The organism is Paenibacillus bouchesdurhonensis (assembly GCF_900155685.1).
Lineage (GTDB): Bacteria > Bacillota > Bacilli > Paenibacillales > Paenibacillaceae > Fontibacillus > Fontibacillus bouchesdurhonensis.
Window position 1 is genome coordinate 1,570,478 of the sequence record NZ_LT732548.1, and the last position, 12,758, is coordinate 1,583,235.

A 12,758-nucleotide genomic window follows, 5' to 3' on the forward strand; every position below is an offset into this window, starting at 1 on the left:
ATGGTCAGCGCAAGCTGCCGGATATGCTTTCGAAGTAGCTTTGCTTCGTAAAGCTTTTAGCTCACTCGTTGGTCAGTTTTGAGAGTTCAACTCTCAAAACCCTCGTTACTTTTAGTCAACACGATTCGTGAACGACCCGAAAGTAATCGAGATTGATCCTTGAAAACTGGATAACGAAACGAAATTTGCGTTTTAGAAATATTCCTTTTCTGATGAANTAACACGAGACATTTTTGCCGAAAGCGACCTTGAATTTATTGTTCAGTGGTTTCGGCCAAATGCTCCAGGGGTTAGACACATCACTTCGAAGCTGGAGTGAAGTCGATTCAGGGGTAGGGGAGCGTTGTATATGGGTTGAAGTCAGACCGGAAGGACTGGTGGACTGTATACAAGTGAGAATGCCGGTATGAGTAACGAAAAGATCAGTGAGAATCTGATCCGCCGAAAGCCCAAGGTTTCCTGAGGAAGGTTCGTCCGCTCAGGGTAAGTCGGGACCTAAGGCGAGGCCGAAAGGCGTAGTCGAAGGACAACAGGTTGAAATTCCTGTACCACCGTAATCCGTTATGAGTGATGGGGTGACGCAGTAGGGTAGTGACGCGAGCTGATGGATGCTCGTCCAAGCAGTGAGGCTGATGTGTAGGCAAATCCGCACATCGTTAAGGCTGGGCTGTGATGGGGAGGGAAAATTTACAGTACCGAAGGTCATGATCTCACACTGCCAAGAAAAGCCTCTAGCCAGGAGAAGGTGCCCGTACCGCAAACCGACACAGGTAGGCGAGAAGAGAATTCTAAGGCGCGCGGAAGAACTCTCGTTAAGGAACTCGGCAAAATGACCCCGTAACTTTGGGAGAAGGGGTGCCCCGGTAGTGTGAATAGCACGAGGGGGCCGCAGTGAAAAGGCCCAAGCGACTGTTTAGCAAAAACACAGGTCTGTGCGAAGCCGTAAGGCGAAGTATACGGGCTGACGCCTGCCCGGTGCTGGAAGGTTAAGGGGAGCGGTTAGGGGTAACCCGAAGCTGTGAACCGAAGCCCCAGTAAACGGCGGCCGTAACTATAACGGTCCTAAGGTAGCGAAATTCCTTGTCAGGTAAATTCTGACCCGCACGAATGGCGTAACGACTTGGGCGCTGTCTCAACGAGAGATCCGGTGAAATTTTAATACCTGTGAAGATGCAGGTTACCCGCGACAAGACGGAAAGACCCCATGGAGCTTTACTACAGCTTGATATTGAACTTTGATGCGATTTGTACAGGATAGGTGGGAGCCTAGGAATCCGGAGCGCCAGCTTCGGTGGAGGCATCGTTGGGATACCACCCTGATCGTATCGAAGTTCTAACCTAGGACCGTGATCCGGTTCGGGGACAGTGTCAGGCGGGTAGTTTGACTGGGGCGGTCGCCTCCTAAAGAGTAACGGAGGCGCCCCAAGGTTCCCTCAGAATGGTTGGAAATCATTCGTAGAGTGCAAAGGCAAAAGGGAGCTTGACTGCGAGACTGACAAGTCGAGCAGGGACGAAAGTCGGGCTTAGTGATCCGGTGGTACCGCATGGAAGGGCCATCGCTCAACGGATAAAAGCTACCCTGGGGATAACAGGCTTATCTCCCCCAAGAGTCCACATCGACGGGGAGGTTTGGCACCTCGATGTCGGCTCATCGCATCCTGGGGCTGAAGTAGGTCCCAAGGGTTGGGCTGTTCGCCCATTAAAGCGGTACGCGAGCTGGGTTCAGAACGTCGTGAGACAGTTCGGTCCCTATCTGTCGTGGGCGTAGGAAATTTGAGAGGAGCTGTCCTTAGTACGAGAGGACCGGGATGGACGCACCGCTGGTGCACCAGTTGTTCCGCCAGGAGCATAGCTGGGTAGCTACGTGCGGATGGGATAAACGCTGAAAGCATCTAAGCGTGAAGCCCTCCTCAAGATGAGATTTCCCAATTAGTAAGACCCCTTGAAGACGACGAGGTTGATAGGCCTGAGGTGGAAGTGCAGCAATGTATGGAGCTGACAGGTACTAATCGGTCGAGGGCTTATCCAATTCCCTATATGAAGTAGGGCTAACACGCAAATGGTTGTTTCGTATCCAGTTTTCAGGTGATCAAACATCTGAAATGCAGTTTAAGCTGCATGTTTGTTCTAAGGTCTGATATTTTGTTGTAGCAGATCGAAGAAGTGAATGCAGTGCAAAAATCACGTTTGGTGGCAATGGCGGAGGGGTTCCACACGTACCCATCTCGAACACGACCGTTAAGCCCTCCAGCGCCGATGGTACTTGGACCGCAGGGTCCTGGGAGAGTAGGACGTCGCCAAGCGGATGTTCCCTGATAGCTCAGTCGGTAGAGCACTCGACTGTTAATCGAGTTGTCACAGGTTCGAGTCCTGTTCGGGGAGCCATGTGGCCCGTTGGTCAAGGGGTTAAGACACCTCCCTTTCACGGAGGTAACAGGGGTTCGAATCCCCTACGGGTCACCACTATCTTTAATGCTACGAGTAGGGTATGAGAAGCCCTTAAGGGTTCGTCGGAGCATAAACTTCGTTAGCAATAACATCGCAGTCTCGAACGAAGTGAGAGTATCCCCTACGGGTTACCACTTTATTTTGATTTATTACAGGTTTACATATGGAGGCTTAGCTCAGCTGGGAGAGCATCTGCCTTACAAGCAGAGGGTCAGCGGTTCGATCCCGTTAGCCTCCACCATATAACTTATAACTGACGCGGGGTGGAGCAGCTCGGTAGCTCGTCGGGCTCATAACCCGAAGGTCGCAGGTTCAAATCCTGTCCCCGCAATTGCAACATCTAGTGTGGAGCCGTGGTGTAGAGGCCTAACATGCCTGCCTGTCACGCAGGAGACCGCGGGTTCGAATCCCGTCGGCTCCGCCATTACATCTCTGAACAAGGGATGAGAATCCGTTAAGGTTCGTCGAAGCATCAGTATTATTTTGAGCCATTAGCTCAGTTGGTAGAGCACCTGACTTTTAATCAGGGTGTCGAAGGTTCGAGTCCTTCATGGCTCACTTTTAAAGGTTGCGCGTGTGGCGGAATTGGCAGACGCACTAGACTTAGGATCTAGCGTCTTCGGATGTGGGGGTTCAAGTCCCTCCACGCGCACCAAGTTTTGCGGACGTGGCTCAGCGGTAGAGCATCGCCTTGCCAAGGCGAGGGTCGCGGGTTCGATTCCCGTCGTCCGCTCCATAAATATGCGCCCTTAGCTCAGCTGGATAGAGCGTTTGACTACGAATCAAAAGGTCGGGAGTTCGAATCTCTCAGGGCGTGCCACTTTTTTTTGCATATGATATGCCGGTGTGGCGGAATGGCAGACGCGTTCGACTCAAAATCGAATGGGGAGACCCGTGGAGGTTCGAGTCCTCTTACCGGTACCAACTAATGAATTGAAGCTCTTAGGGTAATTTAACCTAAGAGCTTTTTTGTATTCAGAAGTGCACCGATATGATCCTGGAAAAGTTAGATAAGGAAGCGGATGAACAATGAAATGTTCTCTAATTTAATTTTCGACCTGTTCAGAGCGTGAACTAAATAGAGTGTCATACTGATAATGAAATCCAACAGGAAGTTGGCATCCGTTCTCTCCATCATTTATTGAAAATATGTTTCTCTAAAAAATAAGAAAGATCGCCTCCCTTCCCCGTATGGGCAAAGGGTTGACGATCTTCTTTTATTATGACTGTAGCGAGACTCATAGAGCTCTTCAGGTCAATTCAAGCTACCAGTTGTGGAAGGTTTTGTAGATTGCCGTTCAATATATAGACAGCAGCTAAGTCAAAGAAGAGGAATTTAAAACCCGCGAAGGGCCTTGTAAAATCAAGGTTTTTCGCGGGTTTTTCGTTTTTTTTAGGCTCCATAAGACTTCTGGTAGCAGAGCCGACGCAGACAAGAAAATGGATCTAATAAAAAAAAAATTTGTGGCAAAATTAGACAAAAATCACCTTACTTTTACATACAAGCTATGATACTATTTTATTCAAACGTTTGCACAACAGGCATAACTTAATGAAGAGAGGAGAGAAACAAAAGTGAAGGCATTGGTGTGGAGTGAAAGAAATCGCCTGGAGCTATGCGAGAGAGAGGAACCTCAATGTTCAATGCAAGATGAAATCAAGGTGAAGGTTGAGTTATCCGGTATTTGTGGTACTGATCTTGCCGTAATTACAGGTAAAGAGCCTGGAGTTCCGGACGTTATTCGTGGACATGAAGCTGTTGGGACTGTAATTCAGATCGGTTCTAGGGTTACACGGTTTAAAGTAGGCGACCGGGTTGTTATTGATCCGAATCAAAGCTGCGGACAATGTCGTTTCTGTCAAAAAGGGCAGCCGAATCTATGTATCGGGTTAGTTGGTCAAGGAATGAGTATAGCAGGTTTGAATACACAAGGAATGTTCGCTCCTTATGTCGTGTCTAAAGAACGGTTTGTGTACAAGCTGGCTGATTCATTAAGCTGGGAGGCTGCTGTATTAATAGAACCGTTGGCATGTGTCCTCCATAATTTCAAAGAGGCGCAGGTGACAGAGCGTGATCGGGTTCTGGTTCTAGGATCAGGTCCGATGGGGCTGTTGTGCCAAATCGTAAGCAAGCATTTGGGATGTGTAACGATAGCTTCGGAATGCAATCCTTATCGATTATCTCTGGCCCGTCAATTTTCGGATGATGCCGTTTTACCTAATGAGCTGCAGCAGTCTAGAGTAGATAATTTGCTAGGAGAAGGGAAATTTGATGTCGTCATTGATACGGTAGGCAATCAGATGGCAGCTGCAGAGCAATGGGTTGAGCGGGGCGGTCGAATTATTCCCTTCGGAATTAATGGGAAGTACGAATATACCATTCATCCAACTCACTATACTCAAAATGCGGTCAAGCTAATTGGAGCTGGCGAATATCTAGGTACATTTGAAGAAGCAGTACAGTTTGCCGCCCATCATTCTGAGCTATCATCGTTAGTCACTAGGAAGTTTGATTTAGAGGATTATGAGACAGCCATTCATGAATTGCTAGGATATCACCTCGAAACCGGGGTTCCTTTGGAGTCTCAATCCATGAAAACAGTTTTTGTTTTCTGAAACAAACAATGTAAATATCTTCTTCTTGCGAAAAGGAGATGGGTTTATGAAGCAACAGGGGCGTTTAAAGCAAATACACCGATTTTTGATGTCGAATAGACGTAAAGAAGTAGAAGCGATATGGATTCCATCCTTATGGAATCAGTGCGGATACACGAACGTTCAGGATGAGCATGATGGAGAAATCCAAGTTCATCCTTTCGATTTTATCGTTCATCATCTGCAATATGTATTTGATTCTTCATCGCAATATCATTTGGCTGAAACAAGAAATCTGGATGAGAGTGTTATTTATTGCTCTTTAGTTAGATATACGACAGCTTGGGATTACGGTCATACAGGCGTGCTGGCATCCGGAACCTTTTTACGCACGATGATTCTGCTTCCTCTTCTTAAAAAAATGGGCGTTAACATCTTGTATTTACTGCCTGTAACCCGCTACAGCAGTCTGAATCTTAAGGGTGACATAGGCTCACCATACGCGGTTCATAATTTGTTTGAGCTGGATTATCATCTGCATGATTCTTTGTTAGACGGCATGAAGGATTTTACATTGCATGATGAAATGGCTGCATTAGTTGAAGCCTGTCACTTGCTGGATATCAAAGTAGTTGTCGATTTTATTCCTAGAGTTACAGCTAGAAATAGTGTGGTTATTGAAGAGCATCCTGATTGGGTGTATTGGATATACCTGGATCAACTAGAGGGGTTTTGCCCGCCAAACATTCCAGAACTGGGTTTCTTTGAGGAATGTACACCGGATAAATTGGATACCATTTATCGCAGCGATGAAACAGCGGATTTTTTGGACAAATTCTCCCTTCCTCCTAATGAGCTTGATTCAGCATTATGGGAGTCCCTTAAGGTTAGAGCCAAGCAGACAGGAGAGGAATTGCTCACACTAGTAGAAGAAGAAATGGGAATTACGACTTCACCAGCGCACTCAGACTGGATTAATGACGTTCAACCGATCTGGACGGATATAACCTTTTATCGATTGTTCAAGGATTTATCCCCTATGGTCAAGCCCTACGTATCACCTCAACAAGCACCTTATGTGCTGTTTGATACGATAAAATGCAACTATTATCCAGGACTTGAGCCTAATCGAGAGCTATGGGACATGCTGATTGATGCGATAAAGTTTAACCTCAATATCTACGGGATTGATGGCTTCAGGATTGATATCGGCCATGTGCTGCCTACAACTCTTCTTGACGAGATTTTTCAGCAAATAAAAGAAGTTAAGCCGCATGCCATACTAATTAGCGAGGACTTATTCAACCGAAACCACAGAAAAGCGGCGAAAACGGGATATAACATCATGCTTGGCAGTGGTTGGAACATGATGACGGATATCAAGGTAAACCTACTGCAAAATTATTTGCGGGAACTGCCGGAGCTGGAGATTCCTGTGTTTGCCTGCTCGGAGACAGCAGATACGCCAAGAATAACGAGTCGCGGGGGGGTTAAGCTTGCAAGGATGATGACTGTATTCAATTATTTCCTGCCAAACGCCATACCTTATTTGACCACTGGAATGGAGGTCAACGAGGAGCAGCCGCTTAATTGCGGCTTGGGTGATAATACGGAAGGTGCTGAGATTCCTAGAGCGTTCTTTAATAAGCTTTCGATTAATTGGACGGAGCCTAGAACTATGATTCCTTTGCTTGACCAACTGAACCAATACAGGAAGGAATATAGCAAGCTACTGCAATCAGGTAACTTTTTCGTTCCGGATAATCAAGGCGATGTCCTAATATATGCCTATTATCAAAGGAATGAACTGTTTGTAGGCTGCTTCAATTTAAGCTCTGATACTGTGCAAAAAGTGGATTTGAAGGCTATATATCCGTTTAACGATGGATTTGTTCTTTTAATCGACAGCAACAGTGAGCCTGGAACGGGCCATGTTGGGCAAAGGTATAAGCAGTTTATGATCCAACCGAATCAAGGAATGATTTTTTATCATGACAAGATTAGGAGCGGAGAGGAGTAAAAGATGATGACGACCCAAAAGAAGGAATTAATCATTTGGCATGAATTTGATGGTCCTGGGGACACCTCCATTCAAGTTCTGGAGCAGTTATGTGAGGAGTATTCCAAGGAATATGGCATACAAGTAACTGCTGAAGTTATGAATTTGAAAGAGCTGATAGATCGATTAAATAATATAGCGAATGGCGGAAAGACAGCTCACATGGCTTTTGTGCCGGCAGATATGGCGGTTTTTTGGAAATCTGCCTTGTATTCCGAGGTTCCGGAATCCTTGTCTAGTATAGTAGAAGCTTTCGGAACAAATGATTTGTCCTCCATGCAGGTTGGAGCAATTCAGTATGGCCTGCCTATATTAAAGGGGAATCATATGGTTCTATATTACAACAGAGAGATATTCAACAAATCTCCCGAGTCCTGGGAAGAAATAGAGAGCTTGAGCAGCCAACTGAAGCAGCAAGGAATTGTTTCGATAGGTGCGGATCTACAGGATCCATATTGGTTTATTCCATTCTTCACTGCCTTTGGAGGATTGCCGGTTCACGAAGGAAGACCTACCTTCTTGAATCATGAGATGCAGCAGGCTTTGCATTTTGTCAGTGATCAAATGGAGGCGGGTATTCTGACTAGCCTGAGTGGCTCTAATGAATTGTTAGAAGATTTTATAGCTGGAAAGGTAGGAGCCATCATCTGTGGGGAATGGATTTACAATTATCTGGATCAACAGATGGGAGCACGGCTTGGTATAGGCAAGCTGCCTGCTATTAACGGCGCACCATCAGTATCCATGTCCTCTTCAATCGGTCTCGTATATCCCAATCGCTCATTAGACGTAGAGTCTGAATGGAGAGAGGAGATTATCTCCTTTAGCAAGTTTATGTTAAGTGAGGAGTGCCAGCACAAGTGGGGGACTAAGGTTCAACGAATTCCCGTTCATCCTGAGGTGCAAAAACAGCTTGTTTCGACGTATTCTCCCAATCGTGCTCAGCTTACGGAGCAGCTTAGGAATAGCCGTCCTATCCCTATTGAAGCCGTTATGAGTTCCATATGGAGTGCTATGGGGCCGGGACTTCATCAATTGCAGCATGGTGCTGTCCGTGCGTTTAATACGATGGAGCAGACGTTTCAGGAAATGAATAGTAAAGACGGAAGAGAGAAGGTTGAATCATGAAAACCAGTATTTTTAGTCAAATCTCAATAGATGGCAAGTTAACTTTAGGTGCGGGTCAATCAAGTAAACCGCTGTTTAGCCTGTTTGATAGCAATGATATTGAATATATCCATAAATTTCGCGGCAATGTAGATGGAATTATGGTGGGTAGGAATACAATTACTACCGATAACCCGTATTTAACCAATCGGTATGAAAATAACAAAAATCCGATCCGTATTATACCAACAAGAACGATGGATATTTCATGGGACAGTAATGTATTGACAGACGAAGGAAGAACGATCATCGTAACGACAGAAAAAGGGAAACATCTCGAGAAGATGGAAAACCTTCGTCAGCGAAACAAGGAGTGTCTTATTTGCGGCGAAGATGAAGTTGATTTTGTGGAATTGTATCGTCAGCTAAAGGAGAAATTCGGGATTACCAGCTTAATGGTTGAAGGGGGAGGCTTCCTGAATTGGCACATCTTCAATCAAGGATTAGTGGACGAGATTATTTTGATGCAGCTGCCGATCATAATCGGAGGGGCATCGAACACTACATTGGTAGACGGTGATGGCTATACGAAAATGGAGTATATCAAGAGGTTTAAGGTGGCTGAAGTTCAGCAAAGAGATAATTACACACTTTTACGATATTTGAAGGATTGTAGTCATTAGGGGGAGTATAGAGGAATGGATAATGAGGTGAAAAAAGAATTTTACAGGAATGTATACAAAATTGCAATTCCAGTAACGCTGCAAAGCTTGATTATGGCGCTGTTAACCCTGACGGATCAGCTAATGATTGGTCAACTCGGTGACGTTGCCATCGCTTCTGTCGGAATGTCCAGTAAAATATACGGAGTCATTTCAGTAGTCTTGGCTGGCTTAGCCATGGGTGTATCGATTTACGCAGCACAGTTTTGGGGGAAGCAGGACCGGAAGAGCATTTCCGGTCTGCTTGGAATCGGATTGCTGATCGGTTTCAGCTTGTCCTTTCTGTTTTCCTTGTTGGTGTTTTTCAAGCCCCAGCTCTGTCTCAGTCTTTTTACGACTGACACAAGAATCATGGAAGAAGGGTATATTTATCTTGAAATTACAGCTTTAACTTACGTTCCTATGATGCTGACCATGCTGTACTCAGCCATCTTGCGAAGCACACAACACGTGAAACTGCCGATGTTCGTCAGCTTCTTAACCGTAGGACTCAATATTGTGCTGAACTATTTATTGATTTTTGGTAAATTTGGTTTTCCGGAATGGGGCTTGAAGGGATCAGCCGTTGCTACCCTGATAGCAAGAATCTTCGAGTGCTTGCTTATTATCGGAGCTGTGTACAAATTTAAACTGCCAGGCGGTGCTGACTTACAAGATTTATTTAGTGCATCCAAGCCGTTGGTTTCCAAGTTTCTTCAGACGACGTATCCGATTGTGTTAACGGAGTTGATTTGGGTACTCGGAGAGACTGTATACGCGATTATTTATAGCCGGATGGGAACCGAAGAGATGACTGCAATGACGATTACCTTCCCGCTTCAAGGCATATGTATCGGTCTTCTCGCGGGTCTCTCCAGCGCGGGTGGTGTCATGGTCGGGAACAAGCTGGGTGCTGGTGAGGAGGAGGTCGCCTTGCAGTATGCCAAACGGTTTATTTTGCTGGGTATAGGTGTATCTCTGGTCATTGGTGCAATCCTTGTACTCATCTCACCGTTCTATGTATCTGCATTTAATGTATCCGATGAAACGCATGAATTAGGTATATATTTAGTCTGGGTATTTGCTGCCTTCCTGTGGGTGAAGGTGAGTAACATGATTATGGCTGGGGGCATATTGAACAGCGGTGGAGATAGTAAATTTGTGTTCGCAATGGAATCTACGGCAACCTGGCTGATTGGTGTACCGTCAGGCCTGTTTATGTCTTTTGTTTGGAAGCAGCCTATTTTCCTTGTATATCTTGTTCTCTCTATTGAGGAAGTTGTTCGTTTTGTAATCGGTATGGCTCGAATCAGATCGAAAAAATGGATTAAGAACCTGGTTAATGATCTGGCTGTTTAACATCACTATCGAAAAGAATCCCTGCAGCAGTTTTGAAGACTGCAGGGATCTTATTTTCGTTCTTACCTGCGCTATGGGTAAGTAAGAACGGGGGGATTGTTGGTTGAGTTAGCTGTCCGAATCCATCATGCTAATGGGGCAGATGGATAAGGGGAATCTGTTATCCGGGTGATCTCGCAGACGCGGAGTAGTAACAACAGCCAGCCTTATCATTGTTGCCATAGGGCGTGGTTATCGCCCCAAATTACGGAGCATGACAAGGTAAGGTTCAGCCGGGGGAGATCCCCCGGCTGAACCTTTGTGCTCCTGGACATGAGACTACGGCTGCCAGTCGACCACGACGGTGCCGACACCACTGACTGGCGCTGTATAGGTATGGTTGGCGCCGCCTTCCCAGGTGACCGCCGTACCGTTCTTTTTGATGAGTTTGAATTGTAATTCTGTTCCGGCAGGCACGCTGATATCATAGTACCAGGACGGATAGGCGGCTATAATCTGATTGAAGAGCGGGCCGATCGCCTTGTTCGGATCCCAGTTGCCGAGCTCGGCAGTATTGCCCGTCAGGTAGACATTTTCGCCGTATACGGTGCTGGCATTGTTCACGATGACGCGGATCGACACCTGATCCCCTGTTAGCAGGCTGAAGCTGCTGTAGCTGTTGCTGTCCACGGATTCGGCACTGCGAACCTTCACGTTATGCGAGCCGGGTGCAGCCGCCGGAACGATGACTTGAATCTGGGAATCCTCCCATTGGATGATCTGGCTATCGGTGACCGCTGTTGTGCCGAAGAAGACGGTGCCCTTGATATCGCCAAAGCCGCGTCCGTCAATCGTCAGTGTTGTTCCAGCCTTACCTAGATCCGGACCGATATTGCCAATTATCGGAGCTGTCTCGTTAGCGACATATTGCCATACGGCGGCAGCTCCGGCCGGCAGGTTAAAGGCTGTCACGGAGCCCGTGGTGTTAACCGTTATGCTGTTGCCATCCAGCAGTCCTCCCAGCTCGTCCGCATAGGTGCCGGCGGGGAGCGATGTCTGCAGGCCGGTAATCGATGCAGCGGCTGTCTCGCTACGGTTAATGGCAATCAGTGCCGTACTGCCGCCGAACTTCCGCTCGTAAATATAGACATCGTTATTGATCCAACTCTCCTGCGTGCTGCCGTAAGCAATAGCCGGATTAGACTTGCGGAGCGGTGCTAGCTTGCCGATAACTTGATAAGCGGTGGTAGCTGTTGAGAAGCTGTTCATGAAGGGGCGGTTCCCCGGATCACCATTGCCTGCCATATATTGCTCCGTACCGTAATAGATAGCCGGAACGCCGCGTGAGGTAAGCGTAAAGGCCAACGCCTGCTCCAAACGACGGTTATTGTTCCCGAGCTTGAAGCGATCCATATCATGATTGTCAATAAACGTGACTTGGTCATGAATATGTGTGTATTCGGCTGTGGTTTCGGTCAGCATGTTGTTTAAACCGTACATATTGTCGGTATTGTCACGAAATACCTGACGTACCTTTTGCCCGAAGCGAAAATCCAGCAGACTCATGCCTGACTCATTGGCGAAGTGAATATTGTTCGGATCATTCTCGCCGACTCCGAGGAACCATTCACCGAAGGTGAACACTGGCTTATATCCCGAAATGTAAGCCATCCAGTTCTTCTGCCAGCCTTGCGGCATATGTTTCACCGCATCTACCCGGATGCCGTCGATGCCCATATCCAGCCAGAGTTTGATCGCCTCCTTGAAGTAGGTGTCTGTCGTGTTGTTGTGGTGATTGATGTCGGCCAGATCATACAGATTACGATAAATGCCATCCTCCAGCGAGGAAAAATCGGTTCCTAAATTATGATGAAAAATACCATTTGTATCTGCGGTGTAACCGGCGATGAGGCTGCCATTATCGTATAGCCGTCCGTTCTCGGCGAAGGAGGGCTGCGTCTCGGAAGCCGGAGAAGTATGATTCGGTGCAAAATCGATAATAATTTTGATGTTATGGGCATGGGCGGTGTCGATTAGCTCTTGAAAGTCGGTCATACTGCCAAATGCCGGATTTGTCTGCTTGAAATCGCGAGCCCAATAACCGTGGTAAGACGTGTTCTTAACGCCGGAGTAGTCAATAATGCTATATATATTTTCTACAGGCTGGGAGATCCACAGCGCGCTGATGCCCATCCCCGCAAAATAGCCATCGGAGATTTTGTTGATGATTCCCCGCCAGTCTCCGCCGCAGTACAGCTTAAGGTTCGTGCAACTTGGAGAGAACGCTGCACCGGACGGATTGTTGGAGGTATCCCCGTCCGCAAAGCGGTCGGTTACAATCTGGTAGATGACATCGGTGGAAAACCCTTGCTTGTTCAGAACCGATGTATCGGGGGCGGCACTTGCCGAAGGAATGGCATTAGATGGAGTAAGGAGTGTAATAGAGAGAAAGGTGGAAGCAAGCAGTGTGATAATTGATTTTTTAATCATCCATTTCATTAATAGAACCG

Annotated in this window: 6 protein-coding genes, 10 tRNA genes, 1 rRNA gene and 1 other annotated feature (1 of these 18 cut by a window edge); of the genes, 16 read left to right on the top strand and 1 reads right to left on the bottom strand. The window is 46.8% G+C overall.

The window, feature by feature from the left end; all coding sequences use genetic code 11:
* Window positions 1-2,029: a sequence feature (mutual gap in cmsearch alignment for this rRNA model is longer than 100), on the top strand (it extends 795 nt beyond the left edge of the window).
* 157 nt (window positions 2,030-2,186) lie between these two features.
* The 16 genes from rrf (at window position 2,187) to CZ379_RS11655 (ending at window position 10,269) form a co-directional block, all read left to right on the top strand.
* Window positions 2,187-2,303 (top strand): 5S ribosomal RNA (gene rrf, locus CZ379_RS11580).
* A gap of 6 nt (window positions 2,304-2,309) precedes the next feature.
* Window positions 2,310-2,385, top strand: a tRNA-Asn gene (locus CZ379_RS11585).
* Between the two features lie 3 nt (window positions 2,386-2,388).
* Window positions 2,389-2,463: transfer RNA gene (locus CZ379_RS11590), tRNA-Glu, on the top strand.
* 150 nt (window positions 2,464-2,613) lie between these two features.
* A tRNA-Val gene (locus CZ379_RS11595) sits at window positions 2,614-2,689 on the top strand.
* A 16-nt stretch (window positions 2,690-2,705) separates the two neighbouring features.
* Window positions 2,706-2,779, top strand: a tRNA-Met gene (locus CZ379_RS11600).
* Window positions 2,780-2,795: 16 nt separating this feature from the next.
* Window positions 2,796-2,872 (top strand) — tRNA-Asp (locus CZ379_RS11605).
* A gap of 61 nt (window positions 2,873-2,933) precedes the next feature.
* Window positions 2,934-3,006, top strand: a tRNA-Lys gene (locus tag CZ379_RS11610).
* Between the two features lie 12 nt (window positions 3,007-3,018).
* Window positions 3,019-3,103, top strand: a tRNA-Leu gene (locus tag CZ379_RS11615).
* 6 nt (window positions 3,104-3,109) lie between these two features.
* Window positions 3,110-3,184 (top strand) — tRNA-Gly (locus tag CZ379_RS11620).
* Between the two features lie 7 nt (window positions 3,185-3,191).
* Window positions 3,192-3,268, top strand: a tRNA-Arg gene (locus CZ379_RS11625).
* Between the two features lie 20 nt (window positions 3,269-3,288).
* A tRNA-Leu gene (locus CZ379_RS11630) sits at window positions 3,289-3,372 on the top strand.
* Between the two features lie 651 nt (window positions 3,373-4,023).
* Window positions 4,024-5,064 carry a zinc-dependent alcohol dehydrogenase gene (locus CZ379_RS11635; RefSeq protein WP_110931768.1) on the top strand — a complete coding sequence of 347 codons (1,041 nt, stop codon included), beginning with the start codon at window positions 4,024-4,026 and terminating at the stop codon, window positions 5,062-5,064.
* A 46-nt stretch (window positions 5,065-5,110) separates the two neighbouring features.
* Complete coding sequence (locus CZ379_RS11640; RefSeq protein ID WP_110931769.1) at window positions 5,111-7,063, top strand: alpha-amylase family protein; 1,953 nt, start codon at window positions 5,111-5,113, stop codon at window positions 7,061-7,063.
* A gap of 3 nt (window positions 7,064-7,066) precedes the next feature.
* Window positions 7,067-8,230 (top strand): sugar ABC transporter substrate-binding protein, encoded by a 1,164-nt coding sequence (locus CZ379_RS11645; RefSeq protein ID WP_110931770.1) that lies wholly within the window; start codon window positions 7,067-7,069, stop codon window positions 8,228-8,230.
* Window positions 8,227-8,892: a dihydrofolate reductase family protein gene (locus tag CZ379_RS11650; RefSeq protein ID WP_110931771.1), complete on the top strand. Its 666-nt coding sequence runs from the start codon at window positions 8,227-8,229 to the stop codon at window positions 8,890-8,892. The genes CZ379_RS11645 and CZ379_RS11650 overlap by 4 nt, the downstream gene beginning before the upstream one ends.
* Before the next feature lie 15 nt (window positions 8,893-8,907).
* On the top strand, window positions 8,908-10,269 hold the full coding sequence (locus CZ379_RS11655) for an MATE family efflux transporter (protein ID WP_110931772.1): 1,362 nt from the start codon (window positions 8,908-8,910) through the stop codon (window positions 10,267-10,269).
* A gap of 318 nt (window positions 10,270-10,587) precedes the next feature.
* Here the strand turns inward: CZ379_RS11655 and CZ379_RS11660 are convergent, their stop codons facing one another.
* A complete protein-coding gene (locus CZ379_RS11660; protein ID WP_110931773.1) occupies window positions 10,588-12,747 on the bottom strand; it encodes an alpha-amylase family glycosyl hydrolase in 2,160 nt (719 codons plus the stop codon).
* Window positions 12,748-12,758: the final 11 nt, after the last annotated feature.

What these genes read in the sequence shown, in the direction of transcription:
- CZ379_RS11640 (WP_110931769.1), top strand. Translation starts at nt 5,111, where the DNA reads ATGAAGCAACAGGGGCGTTTAAAGCAAATACACCGATTTTTGATGTCG.
- CZ379_RS11645 (WP_110931770.1), top strand. Translation starts at nt 7,067, where the DNA reads ATGATGACGACCCAAAAGAAGGAATTAATCATTTGGCATGAATTTGAT.
- CZ379_RS11650 (WP_110931771.1), top strand. Translation starts at nt 8,227, where the DNA reads ATGAAAACCAGTATTTTTAGTCAAATCTCAATAGATGGCAAGTTAACT.
- CZ379_RS11655 (WP_110931772.1), top strand. Translation starts at nt 8,908, where the DNA reads ATGGATAATGAGGTGAAAAAAGAATTTTACAGGAATGTATACAAAATT.
- CZ379_RS11660 (WP_110931773.1), bottom strand. Translation starts at nt 12,747, where the DNA reads ATGAAATGGATGATTAAAAAATCAATTATCACACTGCTTGCTTCCACC.